Annotated in this window: 21 protein-coding genes; 12 read left to right on the plus strand and 9 right to left on the minus strand. The window is 71.1% G+C overall.

Annotation, left to right across the window (positions count from 1 at the left end; genetic code table 11):
- Nucleotides 1-157: 157 nt before the first annotated feature.
- Nucleotides 158-1,027, minus strand: coding sequence for an alpha/beta fold hydrolase (locus tag ACZ6ZQ_RS35720; protein ID WP_469772690.1), 870 nt, complete (start codon nucleotides 1,025-1,027; stop codon nucleotides 158-160).
- Between the two features lie 381 nt (nucleotides 1,028-1,408).
- Between ACZ6ZQ_RS35720 and ACZ6ZQ_RS35725 the strand changes: the two genes are divergently transcribed.
- On the plus strand, nucleotides 1,409-2,494 hold the full coding sequence (locus ACZ6ZQ_RS35725; RefSeq protein WP_469772720.1) for a S1 family peptidase: 1,086 nt from the start codon (nucleotides 1,409-1,411) through the stop codon (nucleotides 2,492-2,494).
- Nucleotides 2,495-2,577: 83 nt separating this feature from the next.
- Here the strand turns inward: ACZ6ZQ_RS35725 and ACZ6ZQ_RS35730 are convergent, their stop codons facing one another.
- Both ACZ6ZQ_RS35730 and ACZ6ZQ_RS35735 read right to left on the minus strand, forming a co-directional pair.
- On the minus strand, nucleotides 2,578-3,768 hold the full coding sequence (locus ACZ6ZQ_RS35730; protein ID WP_469772691.1) for an AI-2E family transporter: 1,191 nt from the start codon (nucleotides 3,766-3,768) through the stop codon (nucleotides 2,578-2,580).
- Between the two features lie 109 nt (nucleotides 3,769-3,877).
- Complete coding sequence (locus ACZ6ZQ_RS35735) at nucleotides 3,878-4,099, minus strand: hypothetical protein (protein ID WP_469772692.1); 222 nt, start codon at nucleotides 4,097-4,099, stop codon at nucleotides 3,878-3,880.
- A gap of 310 nt (nucleotides 4,100-4,409) precedes the next feature.
- Here ACZ6ZQ_RS35735 and ACZ6ZQ_RS35740 point away from each other — a divergent pair, with 310 nt between their 5' ends.
- From ACZ6ZQ_RS35740 to ACZ6ZQ_RS35750, 3 genes are all read left to right on the plus strand, one after another.
- Nucleotides 4,410-7,952, plus strand: coding sequence for a DNA polymerase III subunit alpha (locus ACZ6ZQ_RS35740; RefSeq protein ID WP_469772693.1), 3,543 nt, complete (start codon nucleotides 4,410-4,412; stop codon nucleotides 7,950-7,952).
- Nucleotides 7,949-8,932, plus strand: a complete 984-nt coding sequence (locus ACZ6ZQ_RS35745; protein WP_469772694.1) for a DNA polymerase Y family protein — start codon at nucleotides 7,949-7,951, stop codon at nucleotides 8,930-8,932. Before ACZ6ZQ_RS35740 ends, ACZ6ZQ_RS35745 begins: the two co-directional genes overlap by 4 nt.
- Nucleotides 8,933-9,234: 302 nt before the next feature.
- Complete coding sequence (locus tag ACZ6ZQ_RS35750) at nucleotides 9,235-10,098, plus strand: esterase/lipase family protein (protein ID WP_469772695.1); 864 nt, start codon at nucleotides 9,235-9,237, stop codon at nucleotides 10,096-10,098.
- 271 nt (nucleotides 10,099-10,369) lie between these two features.
- Here ACZ6ZQ_RS35750 and ACZ6ZQ_RS35755 read toward each other — a convergent pair whose 3' ends face one another.
- On the minus strand, nucleotides 10,370-11,374 hold the full coding sequence (locus ACZ6ZQ_RS35755) for a lytic polysaccharide monooxygenase auxiliary activity family 9 protein (protein ID WP_469772696.1): 1,005 nt from the start codon (nucleotides 11,372-11,374) through the stop codon (nucleotides 10,370-10,372).
- A 506-nt stretch (nucleotides 11,375-11,880) separates the two neighbouring features.
- Between ACZ6ZQ_RS35755 and ACZ6ZQ_RS35760 the strand changes: the two genes are divergently transcribed.
- Both ACZ6ZQ_RS35760 and ACZ6ZQ_RS35765 read left to right on the plus strand, forming a co-directional pair.
- On the plus strand, nucleotides 11,881-12,153 hold the full coding sequence (locus ACZ6ZQ_RS35760) for a DUF6959 family protein (RefSeq protein ID WP_469772697.1): 273 nt from the start codon (nucleotides 11,881-11,883) through the stop codon (nucleotides 12,151-12,153).
- A gap of 1,221 nt (nucleotides 12,154-13,374) precedes the next feature.
- A complete protein-coding gene (locus ACZ6ZQ_RS35765; RefSeq protein ID WP_453657367.1) occupies nucleotides 13,375-13,521 on the plus strand; it encodes a hypothetical protein in 147 nt (48 codons plus the stop codon).
- A 467-nt stretch (nucleotides 13,522-13,988) separates the two neighbouring features.
- Here the strand turns inward: ACZ6ZQ_RS35765 and ACZ6ZQ_RS35770 are convergent, their stop codons facing one another.
- Complete coding sequence (locus ACZ6ZQ_RS35770; RefSeq protein WP_469772698.1) at nucleotides 13,989-15,101, minus strand: ABC transporter substrate-binding protein; 1,113 nt, start codon at nucleotides 15,099-15,101, stop codon at nucleotides 13,989-13,991.
- A 161-nt stretch (nucleotides 15,102-15,262) separates the two neighbouring features.
- A complete protein-coding gene (locus tag ACZ6ZQ_RS35775; RefSeq protein WP_469772721.1) occupies nucleotides 15,263-15,940 on the minus strand; it encodes a response regulator in 678 nt (225 codons plus the stop codon).
- Nucleotides 15,941-16,171: 231 nt separating this feature from the next.
- On the opposite strand from ACZ6ZQ_RS35775, the gene ACZ6ZQ_RS35780 reads away from it, so the two are divergent.
- Genes ACZ6ZQ_RS35780 through ACZ6ZQ_RS35800 form a run of 5 tightly spaced genes read left to right on the plus strand, consistent with a single transcriptional unit; the run spans nucleotide 16,172 to nucleotide 20,785 of the window.
- Entirely contained in the window at nucleotides 16,172-17,155 is a 984-nt protein-coding gene (locus ACZ6ZQ_RS35780; RefSeq protein WP_469772699.1) for a Bug family tripartite tricarboxylate transporter substrate binding protein, read from the plus strand.
- Nucleotides 17,152-17,700, plus strand: coding sequence for a tripartite tricarboxylate transporter TctB family protein (locus tag ACZ6ZQ_RS35785; protein WP_469772700.1), 549 nt, complete (start codon nucleotides 17,152-17,154; stop codon nucleotides 17,698-17,700). Before ACZ6ZQ_RS35780 ends, ACZ6ZQ_RS35785 begins: the two co-directional genes overlap by 4 nt.
- A gap of 3 nt (nucleotides 17,701-17,703) precedes the next feature.
- Nucleotides 17,704-19,200 (plus strand): tripartite tricarboxylate transporter permease, encoded by a 1,497-nt coding sequence (locus ACZ6ZQ_RS35790; RefSeq protein WP_469772701.1) that lies wholly within the window; start codon nucleotides 17,704-17,706, stop codon nucleotides 19,198-19,200.
- Nucleotides 19,197-19,643: a GNAT family N-acetyltransferase gene (locus ACZ6ZQ_RS35795; RefSeq protein WP_469772702.1), complete on the plus strand. Its 447-nt coding sequence runs from the start codon at nucleotides 19,197-19,199 to the stop codon at nucleotides 19,641-19,643. The genes ACZ6ZQ_RS35790 and ACZ6ZQ_RS35795 overlap by 4 nt, the downstream gene beginning before the upstream one ends.
- A gap of 38 nt (nucleotides 19,644-19,681) precedes the next feature.
- Nucleotides 19,682-20,785, plus strand: coding sequence for a methyltransferase domain-containing protein (locus ACZ6ZQ_RS35800; protein WP_469772703.1), 1,104 nt, complete (start codon nucleotides 19,682-19,684; stop codon nucleotides 20,783-20,785).
- Here ACZ6ZQ_RS35800 and ACZ6ZQ_RS35805 read toward each other — a convergent pair.
- Entirely contained in the window at nucleotides 20,760-21,251 is a 492-nt protein-coding gene (locus ACZ6ZQ_RS35805; RefSeq protein ID WP_469772704.1) for a ribonuclease FAU-1 family protein, read from the minus strand. The genes ACZ6ZQ_RS35800 and ACZ6ZQ_RS35805 overlap by 26 nt on opposite strands.
- Nucleotides 21,232-22,152 carry a GNAT family N-acetyltransferase gene (locus ACZ6ZQ_RS35810; protein WP_469772705.1) on the minus strand — a complete coding sequence of 307 codons (921 nt, stop codon included), beginning with the start codon at nucleotides 22,150-22,152 and terminating at the stop codon, nucleotides 21,232-21,234. The genes ACZ6ZQ_RS35805 and ACZ6ZQ_RS35810 overlap by 20 nt, the downstream gene beginning before the upstream one ends.
- Before the next feature lie 80 nt (nucleotides 22,153-22,232).
- On the opposite strand from ACZ6ZQ_RS35810, the gene ACZ6ZQ_RS35815 reads away from it, so the two are divergent.
- Nucleotides 22,233-22,607, plus strand: a complete 375-nt coding sequence (locus tag ACZ6ZQ_RS35815) for a GntR family transcriptional regulator (protein WP_469772706.1) — start codon at nucleotides 22,233-22,235, stop codon at nucleotides 22,605-22,607.
- 79 nt (nucleotides 22,608-22,686) lie between these two features.
- Here the strand turns inward: ACZ6ZQ_RS35815 and ACZ6ZQ_RS35820 are convergent, their stop codons facing one another.
- Entirely contained in the window at nucleotides 22,687-23,781 is a 1,095-nt protein-coding gene (locus ACZ6ZQ_RS35820; RefSeq protein ID WP_469772707.1) for a DUF5925 domain-containing protein, read from the minus strand.
- Nucleotides 23,782-23,837 lie beyond the last annotated feature (56 nt).

Here is a 23,837-nt window from a genome sequence, read left to right on the forward strand (position 1 = left end):
TCATGCCGTGAGTCTGACCAGTCTGCCCCCGACACGCACCAAAGTTTCTCCCACCGCGCGACCGTCCGACGCGGCGCGAGGTTAAAGAACAAGCTTAGGGAGTGTCTTCGAAGGAGCGTCGTCCGCCCGAAGGCAGACGGGACTTTGAAGACACTCCCTAGAGCGGGGCGAGCAGCCAGGTGAGGATCCGGGGAAGGGCGTGCAGCGCGTCGAAGTGCGCGGCGGCCGGTTCCAGTACGGCCGTCGCGCCCGGGATGCGCTGAGCCAGCCAGCGGGAGTGGCCGACCGGCGAGAAGACGTCCTTCTCGCCGTGCCACAGCAGCACGGGCGACGTGATGTCCGCGGGGTCGAACCCCCAGGGGCTGCAGAACGCCAGGGCGTCGTCGATCCAGCCGTACGCCGAAGTACGCAGCGCCTCCTGGTAGTTGCGCAGCAGCATCGTCCGTACACCGGCGTCCGCGACCACCATCCGGTCGGAGTCGGTCAGCTCCCGGCGCAGATCGTCGAGGAGTCTGACCGGATCCCGCCGGATCTCCGCCGAACGCAGGATGAACCGCGCGGTGAGCCCGTCCGGGTCGACGGTGGCCCTCGTGTACTCCAGGACGTTGGAGGCGGCCATTCCCTCGAACCAGTCCAGACCGTCCGCGTCCCGCGGCGCGAGCGTCACCAGCGCCGCGGCCCTCGTCACCCGGTCGGGCAGCAGCGCGGCGCAGGCCAGGGCGTGCGGCGCGCCGCCGGAGCGGCCCACCACGGCGAACCGGTCGAGCCCCATGGCGTCGGCGATCGCCTGTACGTCCTGGACCACATCGGCCACGCTGCGGCCCGCCAACCGGTCCGAACCGCCGTAGCCGGGCCGGTCGTACGCGATCAGCTGCATCCCGCGCTGGTACAGCACCATGCCGCGCGGGGCCGGGCCCAGCCTGCTGCCCGGGGTGCCGTGCAGCAGGAAGACGGGCCTGCCCCGCGGGTCCCCGAGGCGCTCCACCATCAGATGCCGCCCGTCCGACGCGCGCACCCGACGTCGCACCCGCCGCCTCCTTCGCCATCGGGTCCGGTTCTTTCGTATTTGCCGTGTACAGCAATACTGTCCTGGCATTCCCCGCCTCTTCGATGATTACCCATCAAGGGGCGGTGTACGGAAGGCCTCCGTGAGCCCGTTCCCCGTCGAGATCTGGACAGGACTAGTCCTTACGGGCTGCCCATGGCCCTGTCGCACGGGGTGTTCGCAAACGAAACCGACCTGTGGTGACCGCCGGTAGTGAAGAAGCAGAGGGCGCATTGGTGGTGTCGTGTGCGCGTCCTGAAGTCGACCTTGTGTGCTACCGGCGCGTATCGGAATAGTGGGCTCCCCATCCTCCGTGTCCGGGCACCCCACTTGCCCGAATGCGGCCCCCACAGGAGGTCGATGTTGAACCACCGACGTATACCCAAGAGGCGCGCGGCGATGGCAGGTGGAGCCGTCGCCGCACTCGTTGCCGCGGGAATCACCTTCCAGACTGCGAACGCCAGCGAGGAAAAGCCCTCGTTCACCGTCAAGACACTGTCGGCCACAGCGGCCGGAAACCTCGCCTCCACCCTGGGCCAGGACCTGGGCGGCGACGCGGCGGGCGCGTACTACGACACCAAGGCCAAGGCCCTGGTGATGAATGTGGTGGACGAGGCCGCGGCCGATGCCGTGCGCAAGGCGGGCGGCAAGGCCAGAATCGTCGAGAACTCGCTGGCGGAGCTGAAGTCCGCCCGGCAGACCCTCACCGACCGTGCCACCATTCCCGGCACCTCCTGGGCGACCGACCCGGTGACCAACAAGGTGGTCGTCACGGCCGACCGCACGGTCAAGGGCGCCGACTGGGCGAAGCTCGAGGGAGTCGTGAAGGGGCTCGGCACGAAGGCGGAACTGAAGAAGACGGCCGGGGAGTTCAAGCCCTTCATCGCCGGTGGTGACGCCATCCACAGTGGCGGCGGGCGCTGTTCGCTCGGCTTCAACGTCGTCAAGGACGGCGAGCCGCACTTCATCACGGCCGGCCACTGCGGCGAGGCCGGCAGCGAGTGGGCCGAGTCGGCAGGCGGCCCGGCCATCGGCACCATGGTCGACTCGCAGTTCCCCGAGAACGACTTCGCGCTCGTCAAGTACAGCGGCGACACCGAGCACCCGAGCGCCGTGAACCTCTACGACGGCGGCTCGCAGGAGATCACCAAGGCGGGCGAGGCGACCGTCGGCATGCAGGTCTCCCGCAGCGGCTCCACCACGCAGGTGCACGACGGCGAAGTCACCGGCCTCGACGCCACCGTGAACTACGGCAACGGCCAGATCGTCAACGGCCTCATCCAGACGACGGTCTGCGCCGAGCCCGGCGACAGCGGCGGCTCGCTCTTCGCGGGCGACACCGCGATCGGTCTGACCTCGGGCGGCAGCGGTGACTGCTCCTCGGGCGGCGAGACGTTCTTCCAGCCGGTTCCGGAGGCGCTGGAGGCGTTCGGCGCCGAGATCGGCTGACGCCGGGGGAACCGCCCCGAGCTGAGCCGAAGGCCCGGGCCGCCCTCAGGGGCGGGCCGGGCCTTCGGCGCCTGCCTTCTGGATCAGGCCGGATCAGCCCGGCCTGATCCAGAAGGCAGGCCCTGGCCGTGTGTGGCGCGCAGTGCCTGGCGGGCCGCCCAGATCACGGACACCACCGGTACGGCCACGACGGCGCCGATCACCCCGGCGGCGATGGCCCCGCCGATGACCGAGAGCGCCACGACGACCGGATGCAGCCGGACGGCCCAGCCCATCACGATCGGATGCAGCACATGTCCCTCGATCTGGCCGATGACCACGATCAGGGCGATGACCACCGCGGCGATGACCGGGCCCTTGGCCGCCAGTGCCACGATCGCGGCGACGGCGAGCGCGATGGGCGAGCCGATCAGCGGAACGAAGGCGGCGAAGAACTCGAGCAGTGCCAGCGGCACCGCCAACGGGACACCGAGGGCGAAGAGCGCCAGCCCGACCAGGATCGCGTTGGTCGCCGCCACCAGCACGATGCCGTGGGTGTATCCGGTGAACGTCCGCCATGCCGCGCGCCCCGCCACCGCCACCCGGTTCCGGGCCGGCACCGGAAACTGCTCGCAGAACCAGCCCCACTGGCGGTCGCCCGAGTGCAGGAAGAAGACCGAGCAGAACAGTGCCAGCGCCACCGTCGTCAGCACCTCCACCAGCCGGCCCGCGCCGCTGAGCGCCGTACTGATCAGCTTCGACCGGTGCTCGGACAGGAACTGCCCGATCCTCGACTGGAGGTCCGTGAGGGCTTCGGGGTTCAGCCGGAACGGCGGCTGCTCCAGCCACTTCTCGATGCGTCCGATCCCGGCGCCGAACTCCCGCTGCAGCGTGACCCGCTCATGGGCGACCGTCTCACCCACAAGGGCCAGGATGCCGAGGACGACGACGATGCTGCCGAGCAGCGCCACGGTGACGGCGAGCGGTCGCGGCAGCCGGCGGGCCAGCAGATCGGCCACCGGCCGGAGCACCGCCGTGACGACGAGACCGAGGAAGACGGCGACGCCGATCTCGTGAAAGCGCCCGAGGATCATGAAGAGGGCGTACACGACGGCGCCGACCGCCAGGAGCCGCCACGCGTACGCGGCGGCGATCCGCAGCACGGGGGAGACCGGTGGGCCGGTACTCGGCCCGGCGGCTTCCCCGGGGGAGCGGGACACCGGGCGGGCGGGACCGCGCACCGCGCGGCGCGCCGTGCGGATCCGGTGTCGTCGCTGCGCGGATTGCCTGGGCATCGCCCCGACTCGTACCACCGGCGGCGCCCGGGCCAACGTACCGAGCCCGACATTCGCCCGAAGGCACCGCGGACCGGGGGAGGGGTCGGGCGCGTTCGGCCGACCGGGCTCAGGCGCGTTCGACCAGGCGCTGCGCCGCCGAGCGGGCCGAGGCGAGGGCCTGGCGCCGGTCGGCGCCCCGCTGCCCCGGCGCCACCCGGGTGCCCAACCCGTCGAGCAGCGCGAGGAGTTCCGACGGGCGGCCCGGCTCGTCGAGGCCGGGCACGAAGCCGGCCCGGTCCACTCCCTCGGTGAGGAGCGCCTCAAGGTCCCGCTGCCGGCCCCGGTCCATCTCCTCCTGGGCCTGCCGGAGCGGTCGGCCGAGAGGTGGTGCACACGGTCTGATCACCCCGGCGGGGCGGGGTTCCACCGGTCCGGGGCCCCGCCCCGCCTCGCCGGTGGGTGCCTCGCCGGCAGGCGACGACCTGGGGCCTGTCCGAGGCCCCACGGCGCGCCACACAGCCCGGCAGCGCACCCAGCACCGGACCAGGCATGTGCGCAGGTGGGACGGGGTCGAACGACGGATTCCCCGCCCGGCCCCACAGGGATCGCACGAATGTTCGAAACTTGGTCTATGGTGGAGGTGGGGAGGTGAGAACGGATTGATCCAGGAGGTGCGGGTGCCCGGTTTCACGCATCTGCACACCGCGTCCGGATACTCCGTGCGGTACGGGGCCTCGCATCCGGAACGGCTGGTCGAGCGCGCCGCGGAACGGGGCATGGGCGCCCTCGCCCTGACCGACCGCGACACCGTCGCGGGCGCGGTCCGCTTCGCCAAGGCCTGCGTCAAGGAGGGAGTGCGCCCGCTGTTCGGCGCCGAGCTCGCCGTACGGGAGCACGAGCCCACGGCCGCCGCGCGACGGCGCACACCCGCCAAGGGCGGAGCCTTCATCGACGAGTCCGCACCCCGGGTCACCTTCCTCGCCCGCGACGGCGCCGCCGGCTGGGCAGAGCTCTGCCGGCTGATCACCGCCGCCCACACCGCCGACGGCCGGCCCTCCGTCGACTGGCCCACCCTGAGCGGCCCCGCCGGACTCACCGTGCTGCTCGGGCCGGCCTCCGAGGTGGGCAGGGCGCTGGCCGCCGGCCGCCCCGACCTGGCCGCCCGGCTGCTCGCGCCCTGGCGGGAGCGGTACGGCGACGCACTGCGCCTCGAAACCGTGCACCACGGTCTGGCGGGCACGGGCCCCGGCTCGCTGCGGCTCGCCGCCCGCACCGCCGGTTTCGCCGCCGAGCAGGGCGTACGGGCCGTACTGAGCAACGCCGTACGGTACGCCGACCCCGGCCAGGGCCCGGTCGCGGACGTCCTCGACGCGGCCCGCCGGCTCGTCCCGGTCGACCCGGCCAGGGGACTCGACAGCGGTGAGCGCTGGCTCAAGGGCGCGGACGACATGGTCCGCGCGGCCGAGCTGATCGCCGAGGCCGCCGGATGGCGGCGCGACGCGGCGCACCGGCTGCTTGCCGTCACCGAGGAGACCGCCGCCGAGTGCCTCGTCGACCCCGAGGGCGACCTGGGCATGGGGTACGCCTACTACCCGGAGCCGCATCTCGTCGGCGCCGGCCGGCGCACCGCGCAGCGCGTCCTCGCCTCCCGCGCCGCCGCCGGGATGGTGCTGCGCGGTTACGACCGGATGCCGAAAGCGCGCGAGTACTGGGAGCGGATGCACTCCGAGCTGGACATCATCGCCTATCACGGCAACGCCACCTACTTCCTGACGGTCGCTCAGGTCGTCGACGACGTCCGCCGCATGGGCATCCGGGTCGCCGCGCGCGGCTCCGGCGCCGGATCCCTGGTGAACCACCTGCTCGGCATCGCGCACGCCGACCCGGTCGAGCAGCATCTGCTGATGGAGCGCTTCCTGTCCAAACGCCGGTTCGCGCTGCCCGACATCGACATCGACGTCGAGTCCGCGCGCCGGCTGGAGGTGTACCGCGCGATCATCGACCGCTTCGGCGAGGAGCGGGTCGCGGCCGTCGCCATGCCCGAGACCTACCGGGTGCGGCACGCCATCCGGGACGTGGGCGCCGCGCTGAGCATGGACCCGGCCGAGATCGACCGGCTCGCCAAGGCGTTCCCGCACATCCGCGCCCGCGATGCCCGCGCGGCGATGGAGGAGCTGCCCGAACTGCGCGAGGTGGCACGGGAGTACCGGCCTGACGGGGGCCGGTACAGCAGGCTCTGGGAGCTGGTCGAAGGACTGGACGCGCTGCCGCGCGGCGTCGCCATGCATCCGTGCGGGGTGCTCATCTCGGACTCCTCGCTGCTGCGGCGTACGCCGGTGATGCCGACCAGCGGTGAAGTCCCCCACAGTCCTCCGGGCGTGGGTGGTTCCCCCTTCCCCATGTCGCAGTTCGACAAGGACGACGTCGAGGACCTCGGGCTGCTCAAGCTCGATGTGCTGGGCGTACGGATGCAGTCCGCGATGGCGCACGCCGTCGCCGAGATCGAACGGGCGACGGGCCACCGGCTCGATCTGGACGACCCGAAGCAGGTGGCGCCGGGCGACCCGGAGACGTATCGGCTGATCCGCTCGGCGGAGACGCTGGGCTGCTTCCAGATCGAGTCGCCGGGCCAGCGCGATCTCGTCGGCAGGCTGCAGCCCGCGACCTTCCACGATCTGGTCGTCGACATCTCGCTGTTCCGGCCGGGGCCGGTCGCCGCGGACATGGTGCGGCCGTTCATCGAGGCCCGGCACGGACGGGCGCCGGTCCGCTTCCCGCACCCCGATCTGGCCGGACCTCTGGGAGAGACCTACGGAGTGGTGGTCTTCCACGAGCAGATCATCGAGATGGTGAACATCATGACCGGCTGTGGCCGGGACGAGGCCGACCGGGTCCGGCGCGGGCTCTCCCATCCGGAGTCGCAGGGGGAGATCAAGGCGTGGTTCGCGCGGCAGGCGGAGCGGAAGGGGTATGCGGCCGAAGTGATCGCGCGGGCCTGGGAGATCATCGAGGCGTTCGGCTCGTACGGCTTCTGCAAGGCGCACGCGGTCGCCTTCGCCGTACCGACGTACCAGTCGGCGTGGCTGAAGGCGCACCACCCCGCGGCCTTCTACGCCGGGCTGCTCACGCACGACCCCGGGATGTATCCGAAGCGGCTGCTGCTGGCGGACGCGCGGCGGCGGGGGGTGCCGGTGCTGCCGCTGGATGTGAACCGGTCTGCGGTCGCGCACCGTATCGAACTGGCGTCCGGAGAGAAGGGGGAGGAAGGGGTGTGGGGTCTACGGCTGGCGTTCTCCGACGTCCACGGCATCAGTGAGGCGGAGGCGGCACGGATCGAGGCCGGACAGCCCTACTCCTCGCTGCTGGACTTCTGGGAGCGGGCCCGTCCCGGGCGGCCGGTCGCGGAACGGCTCGCGCAGGTCGGCGCACTGGACGCGTTCGGCGCCAACCGGCGCGATCTGCAGCTGCACATCGCCGAACTGCACCGTACGCAGCGCGGCCTGGCCTCCCACGGTGGCCAACTGCCCCTGGGAGGCGGCCGCAGGACCGCGTCCGTCGGGCTGCCCGACCTCAACGAGGCCGAGCGGCTCAGCGCCGAACTGGGCGTTCTCGGCATGGACGCGTCCCGCCATCTGATGGCGGACCACCATGGCTTCCTCGACGAACTCGGCGCGATCCCCGCGAAGCGCCTGCGCGATGTCGAGCACGGGGCGACGGTGCTGGTCGCGGGAGCCAAGGCGGCCACCCAGACCCCGCCGATCCGCTCCGGCCGCCGGGTCATCTTCACCACCCTGGACGACGGTACGGGCCTGGTCGACCTGGCCTTCTTCGACGACAGCCACGAAGCGTGCGCGCACACCGTCTTCCACTCCTGGCTGCTGCTGGTCCGCGGCGTCGTCCAGCGCCGCGGCCCCCGCAGCCTCAGCGTGGTCGGCTCCGCCGCGTGGAACCTCGCGGACCTGATCGAGGTCCGGCGTACGGGCGGTCTGGACGCGGTGGCCCAGCGGCTGGCCGCGGCGGACGCGTCCACCGGCCCGGCCGCCGGTACCGGCTTGGCCGCCGGTTCCGCTCCGGCCGCCGGCCGCAGCATCCGCATGTCCACCGGCTACGAGATGAACGCCTGGGCGGATCTCCGGCCCGCGGGTGAAGGAGCCGCGGCGGTGAGGAAGTTGTGGCACCAGAGTCCGGGGAGCGCGGGATGACGACAGAGACATCGGTTCTGTACCTGCGGTTCCGCGGGGCGGACGGGGCGGCGCCGGACGCGGCCGCGTACGCGGGGCTGCTCGGGCTGCTCGGGGCGTTCACCCCGGTGGTGGAGGCGGTGGGGCCCGATGGGGCGCTCGCCGATGTGCGGGGCGCGCTGCGGTACTTCGGGCGGGATGCCGCCGGGCTCGCCGCCGTGATACGGGTGCGGGCGCTCGCCCTGTACGGGGCCGACTGTGTGATCGGCGCCGGCCCGAACCCGCTGCTGGCCAGGATGGCGGCGCGTGACGCCGGGCCCGGCACGACCCTGGTCGTGGGCGACGCGGCGGAGTTCCTCGCCGGGCGGCCGGTCGCCGCGCTGCACGGCGTAGGGCCCGCGACGGCCCGGGCCCTCTGCGGATACGGGCTCGACACCGTCGACCGGGTCGCCGCCGCGCCCCTCGCCGTACTGCAGCGGATCCTCGGCGCGCGCGCCGGGCGCGAGGTGTACGAGAAGGCCCACGGCATCGACCGCACCCAGGTCGTCCCGAACGCCGCCGCGCGCTCCGTCGCGGCCGAACGCACCTTCCCCCGCGACGAACTGGACCGCGACCGGCACCGTCGTGCCCTGCTCTCGCTCGCCGAGGAACTGGGCGCCCGGATGCGCGGCGACGGCCAGGTGTGCCGCTCGCTGACGCTCACCGTGCGCTACGCCGACCGCACCACGACCACCAGGTCGCGCGCCCTGACCGAGCCGACCGCGCACTCCGCGGCGCTCACCGGCGCCGCGTACCGGCTCCTCGACGCGCTCGGCCTGCAGCGCGCCCGGGTGCGCGCCCTCGCGCTCCGCGCCGAAGGACTGATCCCCGCCGAGCGGGCCGCACATCAGCTCACCTTCGACCCGGCCGACGAGAAGGCCCGCCGCCTGGAGGCGGTGGCCGACCGGGCTCGCGCCAAGTACGGCCCGCGGGCGGTCATTCCCGGCTCGCTCGCCGCGTAGCGCCGCGCACAGTCCGCCGGGGAAGTCTTCCATGGGCCTTCATGGGTGCTCATGAGCCTCCCACGGGCCCCCACGGGCCTTTCAGGGGCTTGCCGACCCGATGCTCTGTGTCTGTGAGTAACCGAACAGACACCGATCTTGACGGTTCTTCAGTTTTTACCGACGCGTAACTTCCCACTCTTAGTTACTCGCGCGTACGTTGACATGAGTACAGCCCTCTTCTTGTGGTCCGGGCCGCAGGGTGAATCCCCACATCCCCACATCAGCCTCGCAATTCCCTTGAGCCGCAAGGAGAACGCACGATGCTGTCCTTGAAGCGTGCCCTCAGACCGCTGACCGCCGTCCTGCTGGCGGTGGCGATCGGACTCGCTCCGGCCGCCACTGCCAGCGCCACCGCCGCCGAGCCCAGCAGCGGATGGAACAACTACTCGTGCAAGCCGTCCGCCGCCCACCCCCGCCCCGTCGTCCTCGTCCACGGCACCTTCGGGAACTCCGTGGACAACTGGCTCGCCCTCGCGCCGTACCTCGTCAAGCGCGGCTACTGCGTCTTCTCGCTCGACTACGGCCAGCTGCCCGGCGTACCGCTCTTCTACGGCCTCGGCCCCATCGAGAAGTCGGCCGAGCAGCTCGACGCGTACGTCGACAAGGTCCTCGCCGCGACCGGAGCCGTCGAGGCCGATCTGGTCGGCCACTCCCAGGGCGGCATGATGCCGCGCCACTACCTCAAGTTCCTGGGCGGCGCGGACAAGGTGAACGCCCTCATCGGCCTGGCGCCCGACAACCACGGCACCACGCTCAACGGGCTCACCGGCCTGCTCAAGTACTTCCCGGGCGCGGCGGACCTGCTCAGCTCGAAGACCCCGGGCCTCGCCGACCAGATGACCGGCTCCGCGTTCCTGACCAAGCTCAACGCGGGCGGGGACACGGTCCCGGGCGTCCGCTACACCGTCATCGCCACCAAGTACGACGAGGTCGTCACCCCGTACCGCTCCGGGTTCCTCGACGGACCGGACGTCCGCAACGTAACGCTCCAGGATCTGTGTGCCCTTGACCTCTCGGAGCACGTGGCGATCGGGCTGCTCGACCTGATCGCGTTCCACGAGGTGGCCAACGCGCTGGACCCGGCGCACGCGAAGGCGACGACCTGCGCGTCGGTCTTCGAGTAGGTCCCTTCCACATCCCTCCGGGATCAACACCCGTTGCCGGCAAGCAGAGTTGGCTTGCCGACAACGGGTGCGCCGCGCCCGTTGGCTCCACCGTGCAGGTAACGGCGCCGAAGCCCGCCAGACCCAGGGGGCTACCTGCTGCCGGTGGGCTGGAACCGGAAGACGGGCACGACGTACGTCATCAACGAGGGAGACGGCATTCGCGTGGAGCTCATGCCCGGCACACATGGAGTGAGCCGGGCATGAACGCATGACCGCCGTGCCGCCCGCGTCAGCGGCTGTGACGACCGCCGGCCGGGGTGGCCTTGCGGCGGGCCGTGGCGAACATGACCGCGGCACCGAGCGCGAGGACGGCGGCGCCACCGACGGCGAGGTACGCGGTGTTGCTGTCGCCGCCGGTCTCGGCGAGGTTCTCAACGGCACCGTTGGAAGCGGGGGTGTTGACGGTGTCCGCGGCCTCCGTGGTCTCCGTCTGCGGGGCGGCCGTGGTCTCCGGAGCCGTCGACGGCTGCTCGGAGTGGTCGTCCCCGCCGTGACCGCCATGGTCGACCGTGGACTTGTCCGTGCCGTCCTCGATCTGCTCCTCCGAGGGCGCGGACGCGGTCGGCGCCGGCGCGCCACCGGGCGCGGAGCCACCGTTGTCCTGGCCGAAGACCACGTCCGAGCAGGTGTAGAACGCCTCGGGCGAGTCGGACCGCTGCCAGACCGAGTAGATCAGGTGCCGCCCGGACGTGTCCGGCACGACGCCGTCGAAGACGTACTCCCCGTTCACCAGCTTCGGGTCGGTGACCTTCGCGAACGGCTGCGCCTCCAGGTCCGACCACTTCAGCGGCTTCGACGGGTCGTACCCGTCCTTCGTGATGTACAGCTCGAAGGAGCCCTTGTGCGGGGCGGTGCCCTTGTAACGGAACGTGTGGTTCCCGGCAGCGAGCTTCGACGACGGCCAGTCCGCACGCGGCAGATCCAGTCCCTTGTACTTGTCCCGGCCCGCACTGCACAGCTTGCCGTCCGGAATCAGCTGCTTGTGGTTGCCCGCCGCATTGGCGATGTTGACCTCGTTCCAGTCGTAGAACGCCTGAGGCCCACTGGCCGCGACCGCCGCCTTGCACGCCGCCGACTGCGGGCTCTCCGGGCCCTCGGCGTAACAGGCGGACACCCGGCTGACCGGATCCGTCATCGACCCGTGCGCGGCGGCCGGGGATGCGGCCAGCCCGGTCAACGCGAGCGGCGCGACCCCGAGCACGGCGACGGCGGCGGCCCTACGGCGAGCGGTCATGGTGACGATCTCCTTCAACAGCGGCGTATGGGGGAGGGGGATCCGAGGCGCGGGGTCCGCTGCGGCGGCACAGCCCCCCGGAACCATCAGCGGCACCGACGCTCGAACCCCGCCCCGGCGATCAGCAAGCTAGTCCCTCGAAACCGCGAAATCGCCTGCTGGGACGGGGTGATGGCGATCCTTATGCTCGCTTTAAGGGTGGGGAAAGAGGGGGCTGAGGAACGCTGCGGAGTGTGGTGGTCTGACCACGGCGTTCGTGGTGCCGGCGTCCGTGGTCGTCCACGGTGAACCACCTTGTGCCGCCTCGTTTGGCTCCTCGTTTGGCTCCCCGACGTGGCTGGCGCCGGAGGGAACACGGCTCCGGTGGACATGCGGAGAGATGCCTGCACCGGATGCCGACTGTGCTCCTCCAGGCGTTGGGTCCTGGGGCATGACCGTTCACGGTCGCGCCGGGGGTCTGTCCGCTGCCGTTGATGTCACCTGGTGATGTCAGGTTGGATGGCCGTATGGAGCGTGTCGAGGCTGAGCTGTTCACGGATGGTGGCAACAACGCAGTGGTACGCCTGGCCGGTCGCCGCTTCCCCGGTGTACTGATCCAGGGTGACTCTCTCGCCATCCTCCGCAGCGATGTCGCTGAAGTAGTGGAGGCCTTCGACCAGGGCGACGTGGCTGGAGCCCGCGAAACTGCCGGCTTTCTCTTGGACGACCTCGACGTGCTGCTCGCGCGCTACTCCGCTGCGCTGGAAGTCCACGAGATCCCGCTGCCTTACCGCCCCTGAGCTCTGAGCTTGGGAATCACCGTGCTTCTGGAGGCTGTTGGCGGCCTGAACAGCGGCAATGGGTGCCAGGGGTGAACCCCCTTCTGATCCGTAGCTCTATGCAGAACGGTCATCGATGTCCGAACCGGCCTCGCCAGGGCATCCGGAGCCCGGGCGGTCCAAGGTCAGTCGACGGGGTTGCTGTACTTCACTGCTGTACCGCAGCCTGGCACCTCGGCGCCAGCCCGGCTCGTGGCTGTAGCCGTGCGCCACGGGCGCCCGGGGGCGAGCGAGTCTTCTCGCCTTTGGGTAGCTTCCCGGCCACGGCCGGGGAGCAGCTCGAGGACACCCCGGCTACGGCCTCGCCGCCGAGATCGCCGACGCCCTGGATAACAACTGCACGGCCTGACATAGGCACGGCCCCGGCACTTCCTCGGAGGCTCGCCCTCGAGCAGCCTCACCCCCGGCGCGGGGGCGGGGCACTGCTGGTGAACCCATTTGGATTGCTCCGCACTGCACGCAACGGAACATTGCCGAATCATGATCGTGGACGACCGAAGGACGCGCCCTGCCACCCCGGAAATGACATCCCACGACGAAAGCAGGTCAGTCATGCGTGCTCGACCCCGATTCGGGCCCCTTCCGCGCGGTACAAAAGTGCTGGCTGGCGGCCTCATGGCCGTGACGGCTCTGTTGAGTTTCGACCTGGTCACACCCGCGCTTGCGACGGGCCCCGCTCCTCGGTCGGGCGCCGAGACTGCCCCTGCAGGCCTCTTTGCGGACCGTCGTTGCGACAAGCACCCCCATGAAGACAGTCTTTCGCGCGTTCAGAGCGGCCGAGACAAGTGCAGGGGGGCAACTGGAGCTACGGGCCCGACGGGTCCGACCGGCCCGACGGGAGACACCGGCCCGACGGGAGACACCGGTCCGGCCGGCCCGACGGGAGACACCGGCCCGACGGGAGACACCGGTCCGGCCGGCCCGACGGGAGACACCGGCGCCACGGGGGCGACCGGCGCCACGGGGGCCACCGGAGCGACGGGGGCAACTGGCGCTACGGGGGCCACCGGAGCGACGGGGGCGACTGGCGCTACGGGGGCCACCGGAGCGACGGGCGCCACGGGCTCTGGCCCGGTCACTGGGTACGAAAGGGTCTCCAACACCGTGCCGTGCACCGGTGACAACATCTGCACCATCTCGGTGAGCTGTCCGGAGGCTGGCCAGGTGGTCATGGGTGGGGGCTTGGACAGTGCCGTCCTCGCCAGCAGCGGTCTCTATGTCATGGAGACTTTTCCGAGCAGCAACACCACATGGACCGGCACCTACCGCAACGCCACCGGCACCTCCATCAACATCACTGTCTGGGCCGTCTGCGTCGACGGCACGTGACTCGGGTGAGCTGACGTGCCGTAAAGCCCAGGGACGCAGCCGTCTTGCGCCCCTGGGGGGCGGTCCGCGCCACGCCCTCCCGGCGTAAACGATCGTGACTCACGCGTCGGCCCCGGGCCTGGCGCTCGCCGGGCCCGGGTTCTACGAGGATGCCGTGGCTCACCCAGGTGTTTCAGCATGGCGCGCATGCCCTCGGGGTGCCGTGTCCGACGGCCGGGCGGAGCGGGGCGGAGACAGGAGCGTCGCCCGGCGTTAAGCCGGGTAGATGCCGAAGGAGGCCCGACAGCTCCGCGTCGGCCGATCGCTCACCACCACCAGGTCCGTGCCTACGACCTGCTGCGGATGTTCGGCCCCGAGGCCACCCCACCCCGCTGGCCGCCGCGTTCGCCGATTACGAGCACCACGACATCAAGGAGGTGGACAGCCTCAGTCCGGACAGAACTGGGCAGTCGGACCTCCGCACTCTCTCAGCCGGTGTGAAGGATCCGAAAGCGATCGGGTTCCGCCGGATCTCGATCAACGACTTGGATCGGCGTCCGAGCCCATTGCCACACGCTGATGCCTGGCGTGCGGGAGAACCGGATCTGCCCGCGGGTGCCTTCGACGGCAACGCGCGGCCACGAATCGGCAGTGCGCGTCCGGTCCGCGCCGTGAGAACGCAGCACATCGGCGAGGACGGCGACCGTGTCGTAGCCCTCGAAGGCGACGAAGGAGGGCGCTTCGGCCAGCCGCTCGCGGAGGGCCGTCCCGACTCGTGCACCGAGTGGGCCGAGGTGCTCGGGCAGGTAGCGCAGGAACGGGATCGCGGCGCCGTCGTCGCCCAGCAACGTCGCCCATTCGGCGAACTCCGGTTGCCCGGCCGGAGCACCGATCATGATCTCGGCGAGGCGCTGGTCGCGGCGGACAGCCTTGACGATCGGCACTGCCGGCTCCGGGTGGCCGACCAGGAGAAGGAGGGCTGTCGCGCGATTGTCGACGAGTTCGTCGCACACGGCCGTGGGCGTGAGCGCGCGCATGTCGAGTTCGATGACGGTGCCGCCGCGTGGGGCGAGGCAGTCCCGCAGAATGCGGGTCCCGGATGCCCAGTAGACACTCGGCTGGGCTGCTACGGCGATTCGGCTGTGGCCCGCGCTGAGGAGGAAGTCTGCGTAGACCTGCCAGCCGCGGGACTGCGGCGGGGAGAGGCGCGCGACCCACTGCGTTGGCTGTTCGGTGAGCGCGTCGAGAACCGCTGACGAGCAGAGGAAGGGCAGGCCGAGGGCGTCGGCCCTGGCGGCGGCGGCGCGAGCGACGACGCTGTGATACTCCCCCGCCAAGGCAGCCACGCCCAGGCGGGCCAATTCATCCACGGCCGCCGCGGCCCTCTGTGGATCAGCCGCGGTGTCTCGGAACACCAGCTCGAGTGGTCTTCCGACGATCCCGCCGGCGTCATTGACTTCGCGAACGCCCAGCTCGAGGCCGGCGAGCAAGTGGTGGCCTGCCTCGACCCAGCCAGGCCGAGTCAGCGGAACGAGAGCGCCGATCCGGACGGACGATCCGTCAGTCCGCTCCGCTCCAGCCGGCGACGGTGGTGTGTTCATGCGTCGGCGTCTCCCGTGTGACGATCCGGTTGCCGTTCGCCCGGTTCGCAGAGTGGCAAGGCCCGGTAGTACGCGTTCATCTCATCTCGCCGTGGTGGGCGCACCTGCGTGGCCATGCCGGACATTGCATCCACCACCATCGCCGACAGGCAACCGATTTCTCACCCGAGCCGCCGGTACCGCCGCTCCGGACGCCCCGTCCCCCCGTACTTGAGCGTCACCTCCGCGCGCCCCGTCTCCGCGAAGTACTCGAGGTAACGGCGGGCGCTCACCCGGGACAGGGAGCCCGCCTCGGCGCATTCCGAGGCGGAGAGACCCTCGGGATGGGCGCGGAGGATGCGGTCGACCAGGTCGGCGGTGTGGGCGGCGAGGCCCTTGGGGAGTTCGCGGGAGCCGGGTGGGCGGGTGCCGAAGATCTGGTCGACGTCCTCCTGGCGGGCCTCGTCCAGTGCGTCGAGCCGGGTCCGCAGGGACGCCACATGCCGCATCTGCTCCTGGAGCGCCGCCTGGCTGAAGGGCTTGATCAGATAGTGGAGGGCGCCGGCGCGCAGTGCGGTGCGGACCGTTCCGGCGTCCCGGGCGGCCGTGATGAACAGGACGTCGGCGGGCTGCCGGTCCTTGTCGCGCCCCTCCGCCGCGCGCAGCTCGCGCAGCACCCCGATGCCGTCCATGTCGGGCAGATAGATGTCCAGCAGCACGAGATCAGGGCGGAGCCGGTCGGCCGCGCGCAGCGCTTGGGCGCCGCTGTGCGCCACCCCGACGACCGTAAAACCGGGCATGACGGACACATAGCGGCTGTGCAGCTTCGCGACCATGAAGTCGTCGTCCACCACCAGCACGTTCACCGGGAGTCACCTCGCGAAGCCGGCCCGGTCAGCCCTGGGTTTCTGCTCTTCGACCGGGGGTCCGGGGGCGGTCCCCCGGGAAAGCACAGCGTCACGCCGACACGCTAGGCGGCGACCGCAAGGACCACAACGTCCGTTGATTCCGGAAGAGAGACAGCTTCTTAACGCGCAGGCAACATGTGGGCCACTTCACAAGGTCCCTGCTCTGCTCGAAAGGCGGCACGCGTGCGATTGCGCACTCCACTCGCTCTGCTCGGGGCGGCGCTGCTGGTGCTCGTGGGCCCGCCGCTGCTCACCACCGGCAGTGGCGCCGATACCGGCACCCAGATTCCCGGCCTGCGCTTCATGGTCCCCAATTCGCCCGGCGGCGGCTACGACATCACCGCCCGTACGGCGGCCAAGAACGCCGAGGACGCCGAGCTCACCCACAACATCGAGGTGTTCAACCTGCCCGGGGCCGGCGGCACCGTCGGCCTGACACGGCTCGTCGGCGAGCACGGAAACGGCAAGCTCGCCATGTCCATGGGCCTCGGGGTCGTCGGCGCCGTCCACACCAACAAGTCGCCGAAGAGTCTCGCCGACACCACCCCGATCGCCCGGCTCACCGAGGAGCAGGACATCGTGGTGGTCGCCAAGGACTCCCCGTACAAGACCGTCCAGGACCTCATCGACGCCTGGAAGAAGAACCCGGGCAAGCTGCCCGTCGGCGGCGGCTCATCGCCCGGCGGGCCCGACCATCTCGCCCCGATGCTGATGGCGCAGGCCGCGGGCATCGCACCCAAGTCCGTCAACTACATCCCCTTCGACGGCGGCGGCGAACTGCTCGCCTCGATCCTCGGCAACAAGGTCGCCTTCGGCGTCTCGGGCGTCGGCGAGTACCTCGACCAGATCAAGTCCGGGGAGCTGCGGCTGCTGGCCGTGACCGGCCCGAAGCGGGTGCCCGGACTGGACGCCCCCACCCTCCGTGAAGCCGGACTCGACACCGACTTCACCAACTGGCGCGGCATCGTCGCCCCGCCCGGGATCTCCGACGCCGAACGCGACAAGCTCATCGGCCTCGTCCAGAAGCTGCACGACTCCGAGCAGTGGCAGGACTCGATGAAGAAGAACGGCTGGGACGACGCGTTCCTGCCCGGAGACGAGTTCGGCGAGTTCCTCGACGAGCAGAACACGCGCGTCGACTCGGTGCTGAAGGAGCTGGGGCTGTGAGCAGCACGGAAACCACGACCGAAACCACGACCGGCGCCACGAAGGCGTCACGCCACTCCTGGGTGCGGGAACACTCGGAACTCGGCGTCAGCCTGCTGCTGTTCCTCATCGGGGTGCTCGTGCTGACGGACGCGCTCACGATGGACGTCGACATCGCACAGCGCGGTCCGATCGGGCCCAGGACCGTACCCGTCGTCGTCGGCGCCGGCTTGCTCCTTGTCGCCGTACTCCTCGCCGTCGACGTACTGCGCGGCGGCCGCGGAGAATCCGAGAGCGGCGAGGACATCGACCTGTCCGAGCCCAGCGACTGGCGTACGGTGCTGCTGCTCGCCGGGGTCTTCCTCGCGGGCGCCGTCCTCATCGGCCCGCTCGGGTTCCCCGTCTCCGGGGCGCTGCTCTTCTGGGGCTCGGCCTACGCGCTCGGCAGCCGCCACCTCCACCGCGACCCGCTGATCGCGGCCGTTCTCTCCCTCGTCACCTTCTTCGTCTTCAACAACCTGCTCGGGGTTCCGCTGCCCGGTGGCCCGCTGATGGGGGTGCTCTAGCCGATGGATTCGCTCAACTCCCTCCTCGACGGTTTCGGGACGGCGCTGACGCCGGTCAATCTCCTCTGGGCCGCGCTCGGCGTGCTGCTCGGCACGGCGATCGGCGTCCTGCCCGGCATCGGACCCGCGATGGCGGTGGCGCTGCTGCTGCCGGTCACGTACGGACTCGAACCGACCGGCGCCTTCATCATGTTCGCCGGCATCTACTACGGCGCGATGTTCGGCGGCTCCACGACATCCATCCTGCTCAACACGCCGGGTGAGAGCGCGGCCGTCGTCGCGGCCATGGAAGGCAACCCGATGGCCAAGTCGGGCCGCGGCGCACAGGCGCTCGCGGCGGCCGCCGTCGGTCACTTCGCCGGCGGCATGATCGGCACGACCCTGCTGGTGGCCCTCGCCCCGACCGTCGCCGAACTCGCCGTCGACATCGGTGCACCCGACTACTTCGCCATCATGGTGCTGGCGTTCATCGCCGTCACGTCCGTGCTCGGCTCGTCGAGAATCCGAGGGCTTGCCTCGCTGCTCATCGGACTCACCCTCGGCCTGGTCGGCCTGGACCAGATGACCGGGCAGCAGCGGCTCACCTTCGGCTCGCTCCAGCTCGCCGACGGCATCGACGTCGTCATCGTCGCCGTCGGACTCTTCGCGATCGGCGAAGCGCTGTGGGTCGCCGCGCATCTGCGACGCACGGCCGGGGAGGCGATTCCCGTCGGGCGGCCGTGGCTCGGCAGGTCCGACGTCCGCAGAACCTGGAAGTCATGGCTGCGCGGACCCGTGATCGGCTTCCCGTTCGGCGCGATCCCGGCCGGCGGCGCGGAGATCCCCACATTCCTCTCCTACGTCACCGAGAAGCGGCTCTCCAAGCACAAGGAGGAGTTCGGCAAGGGCGCGATCGAAGGCGTGGCGGGACCGGAGTCGGCAGCGTCCGCCTCCGCCGCGGGCACGCTCGTCTCGATGCTCACCCTGGGGCTGCCGACGACCGCCGTCGCGGCCGTGATGCTCGCCGCCTTCCAGCAGTACGGCATCCAGCCCGGACCGCTGCTCTTCGAACGCGAACCCGACCTGGTCTGGGGCCTGATCGCCTCGCTCTTCGTCGGCATGGTCCTGCTGCTCGCGCTCAACCTGCCGCTCGCACCGCTGTGGGCGAAGCTGCTGCGGATCCCGCGGCCGTACCTCTACGCGGGGATCCTGTTCTTCGCGGCGGTCGGCGCGTACGCGGTGGGCGGCGAGACGCTGGACCTGGTGATCCTGCTGATCATCGGCCTGATCGGCTTCGGCATGCGACGGTACGGGCTCCCGGTGCTCCCCGCGGTCATCGGGGTCATCCTCGGCCCGGCCGCCGAGCAGCAGCTGCGCCGCGCGCTCCAGATCAGCGACGGCAGCGTGACCGGCCTGGTCAACACCCCGTTCTCGGTGACGGTGTACGCCGTGATCGCGGTGCTGCTGGCGTGGCCCTTGCTCAAGAAGCTGATCACTCGCCGTCGTAATGTGACGGCATGACCGACGACATCCTCCCCGCCGCCGATGCCGACATACCGCGCGTGAAGGCCGTGACCGACGCGGCCTACCACCACTACATCGAGCGGATCGGACTCGTACCGGCCCCGATGGAGGCGGACCACGCAGCCAACGTGGCGGCGGGGAGGGTGTACGTCACGGGCGCCCCGGTGATGGGCGTCCTGGTGCTGATCCCCGGTCCCGACCACCTCTACCTGGACTCGATCGCCGTTCACCCCGAGGCCCAGGGCACGGGCCTGGGCCGGCGCCTGCTGGCCTTCGTCGAATCGCACGCACGGGAGCTCGGCCTGCCCGAGGTCCGGCTGCTCACCAACGCCAAGATGTGGGAGAACCAGAAGATGTACGCGCGGTACGGCTACCAGGTCGTCGAGCGGCGCGTCGAAGGCCCCTACGACCGCATCCACTACCGCAAGCCCCTGCGCTGAGCGGCCCGTTGTCAGTGGTGGCTGCGAGGATCGGACGCATGACGACGATCGACTGGGACGCTGCCGCGGACACCTTCGACAACGAGCCCGATCACGGGCTGCTGGATCCTGCCGTGCGCGCGGCGTGGGCCGCGAGGATGGCGGACTGGCTGCCCGGCGAGCCGTCGGTCGTACTCGACCTGGGGTGCGGTACGGGCAGCCTCGCCCTCCTCGCCGCCGAGCACGGCCATCGGGTGACCGCCGTGGATCTCGCGCCGCGCATGGCCGCGGCCGCGCGCCGCAAGCTCGCGGGTACGAGCGCCGAGGTGCTCGTCGGCCCGGCGGACCGGCCCCCGGTGGGGGAGAGGCGGTTCGACGTCGTCCTGGTCCGCCATGTCCTGTGGGCGCTGCCCGACCCCGAGGCGGCGCTCGGCCGGTGGGCCGCGCTGCTGCGGCCGGGAGGGCGGCTGGTGCTGGTCGAGGGGGTCTGGGGCGAGACCGGGCTGCCGGCGCAGCGGCTGACCACCGCGCTCGCACCGCTCACCGGCCACGTCCGGCTCGAACGGCTCTCGCAGGACCCGGCCTTGTGGGGCCGTGCGGTGGACGACGAGCGGTACGCACTGGTGGCGTACATGGCACCGTCCCGACGGCACAGCGAGGTCGTGGACGTCCATCTCGTCCTGCGCAGGGGCGGCGAGGTCCTGCTGGCCCGCCGGGCGGGCACCGGATACGGGGACGGGTTGTGGAACGGCCCGTCCGGGCACGTCGAGGACGGTGAGGACGTGCGCGAGGCGATGGCGCGCGAGGCGTTCGAGGAGATCGGGATCGAGCTGGCGCCGGACGATCTGCGCGTCGCGCTGGTGATGCAGCACCGCGGGCCGGGAGATCCGCCCCGGACGGGCTGGTTCTTCGAAGCGGAATACGGCACGGGCGGCGAGCCGTACAACCGGGAGCCCCACAAGTGCTCCGAACTCGCATGGCATCCGCTCACCGCGCTCCCGGACGACATGGTCGCCTACTGCAGAGCCGGGTTCGAGGCGTACCGCACGGGGGAGCGGTTCGTCGTCCACTGGCACGAGGACGACGACCCGATCGCGTACGACCCCGGCCTGCCGCAGCGGGCGGTGCCGCTCCCGGTTACGGCTGCCGGTCGATCAGCGTGACGAACCGGCCCTCCCGGGCGAGGAGTTCGAGCGTGTCCAAAGCGCGCTCGGCCTCCTCGGCGGCCCGCGGATCGGCGACCGCGAGGCCGCTCTCGGCGAACTCGTCCTCGTCCAGCCGGAGGATCTGCGTACCGTCGGCCGACACCCACAGATCCAGGTCCAGATCCTCGACGACCAGCTCGTCACCGGAGACGGCGGCCGGCCGCGTGATGTCGCAGTACCAGCCCTTCAGCGTGCCGTCGGGCCCGCGCACCTCCTTCACGGCGTACCACCGGTCCCGCCAGTAGTGCTCCGTGAAGACGTCACCGGGCTCGAAGCGGACGAACCCGAAGTCCCGTACGCCCGCACCGGCCCAGGGCGCCCGGACGGTGATGCGGCTGCCGTCGTCGGAGACGACCTCCGCCGGGTAGCTGATCTTCGTACGGCCGGCCTTGACCAGGACGACGTCAACCCAGCGTGCGGACATGCCGTACCTCCGTCGCGCAGATCTCGTAGCCGAACCACTTGTTGATCGCCAGCATCGGGCCGTTGCCGGCGTCGTTGCCGGTGAAGGCCTGGGTGAACCCGGCGGCGCGGGCGCGGTGCAGCGAGTCGTTCTTGGCGAGCTTGGCCAGCCCACGCCCGCGGAAGGCGCGGGCCGTGCCCGTCATCACCGTGCCGTAGCGGGTCGAGCCGTCCGTACGGGCCAGGCTGAACGCCACCGGGCGGCCGTCCGCCACGGCGACGGAGGTCAGCTCGCGGCTGACCAGCGGATGGCCCCAGGTCTCGGTCAGCCAGTGCCCGTAGTCCGTGAACTCGACACCGACATCGCTCGGTTCGTCCGCCATCGTCTCCGCGTCCAGCTCGAACAGCGGCCGCGGGTCGGCCGCGAAATCGGCGCCGGAGAGGATCCGCACACCGGCGGGTGGCGTCCGCAGCGGCGGGAGGTCCCCGCCGGCCAGATCGAGGCGGAGGAAGTGCGCCGAGCGGCTCGCCCGGTAGCCGCAGCGCTCGGCGAAGGCACGGTTCGCCGGCTCGTCCAGCACCCAGGAGTAGACGCTCGTCGCGCCCGCCTCCGTGAGGTGCTCCTCCGCGGCACGCACGATGATCGCCCCCGCGCCCCGCCCGCGCCGCTCCGGATGGACGTAGACATTCGCGTAGCCGACCCCCGGCTCCGGACTGTCGTACGCGAGCCCCACCTGCGCCGTGCCGATGATCTCGCCGTTCTCCTCGGCGACCAACGGCCGGTATCGCGCGCGGGGGTGCGCGTGCGTCACGTCGAAGCTCACGGATGCGGCGCTGGCCAGCATGAACGGGAGGGCTGCGCGCCGGACCACGGCGAATCCCTCGGCGTCCTCGGGGCGGAAATCCCGGACGATCACAGTCATGAATCCGCACGCTACGCGCGAGCCCCGCGCGCATGCCTCCCATTTTCCGGCGGTGGGCCGAAGTGCGCGACAATCACTCCGTGACCTTGAAAATCGTCATCGACACGGACTCCGCGTCCGCGCCCTACGAGCAGCTCCGCTCCCAGATCTCGGCACAGGCCCGCTCGGGCAGGCTGCCCGTCGGCTACAAACTGCCGACCGTCCGGGGCCTCGCGGAGGAGCTCGGGCTCGCGGCGAACACCGTCGCCAAGGCGTACCGCGCCCTGGAGAGCGACGGGGTGATCGAGACCCGCGGCCGCAACGGCACCTTCGTCGCCGCCGCGGGCGAAGCGGCGGAACGACAGGCCGCGGCGGCGGCTCAGGCGTACGCCGAGCAGGCCCACCGTCTCGGGCTGTCCCGGGCGGACGCGGCGTCGGCGGTCGAGGACGCGCTACGGGCGGCGTACGAGGCATGACCTCGTGGTGGGCAGTCGTTCCTTTCCCAGGACAAAGTCTTGGGAGGACCCACAGCGGAACGACTGCCCGCGCCCTGCGTCACAGATACAGCCCCGCGTCCGCCCCGTCGTGCTGCGACGGGACCGACGCCGGGGTCGTCCCGCGTCGCAGCGCGTACAACTCGGCGAGCGTCGCGCCCTCGCGGCCCACGCCTTCCTCGGTGCCGAGCCAGGACACCGCCTCGTTGCGGGTCAGCGAGCCGACCTCGATGCGCGCCAGACAGCGGCCCGGCCGGACCACCGCGGGGTGAAGCCGCTCCAGGTCCTCGTTGGTGGTGACGCCGACCAGCACGTTGCGGCCCTGGCCCAGCAGCCCGTCCGTCAGGTTCAGCAGGCGGGACAGTGCCTGGCCCGCTGTGTGCCGGGCCTCGCCGCGGATCAGCTCGTCGCAGTCCTCCAGGAGCAGCAGCCGCCAGCGGCCCTTCGCCGTGCCCTCGTCCTCGCCGATCGCGATGTCCATCAGATAGCCGACATCGTTGAACAGCCGCTCCGGGTCGAGCACACAGTCGACCTGGCACCAGTCCCGCCAGGAGCGGGCCAGCGTCCGCAGGGCCGACGTCTTGCCCGTACCCGGCGGACCGTGCAACAGCAGCAGCCGTCCCGCGATGTCGTCGGGCGTCACCTTCATCAGCCGGTCCATCGCATCGGCCACCGGCGCCGTGTAGTTGGACCTGATCTCGGTCCAGGTGCCCGCGCTGATCTGGCGGGTGGTGCGGTACGGGCCACGGCGCGGCGACACGTACCAGAAGCCCATCGTCACGTTCTCGGGCTGCGGCTCCGGCTCGTCCTGGGCGCCGTCCGTGGCCTGCTGGTGGATCTTCTCGGCGAGCTCTGAGCTGACCGCGGTGACGGTGACGTCGGCACCACGGCTCCAGCGGGAGATCAACAGGGTCCAGCCGTCGCCGTCGGCGAGGGTGGCGCTGCGGTCGTCGTCGCGCGCGGCGCGCAGCACCCGGGCGCCCGGCGGCAGCAGTGTGGCGCCGGGCTTGACGCGGTCGATCGTCGAACTGTGCGAATACGGCTGCTCGCCCGTCGCGAAGCGGCCGAGGAACAGCGCGTCGACGACGTCCGACGGCGAATCGCTGTCGTCGACGTTGAGCCGGATCGGCAGAGCGTCCTCAGGGTTGGCAGTCATGGCGACATGATCCGGCACTGCGGTCCTCCGCGCACGATGTTTTGGCGTGTGGCGCT

The organism is Streptomyces sp. NPDC053673 (assembly GCF_055585225.1).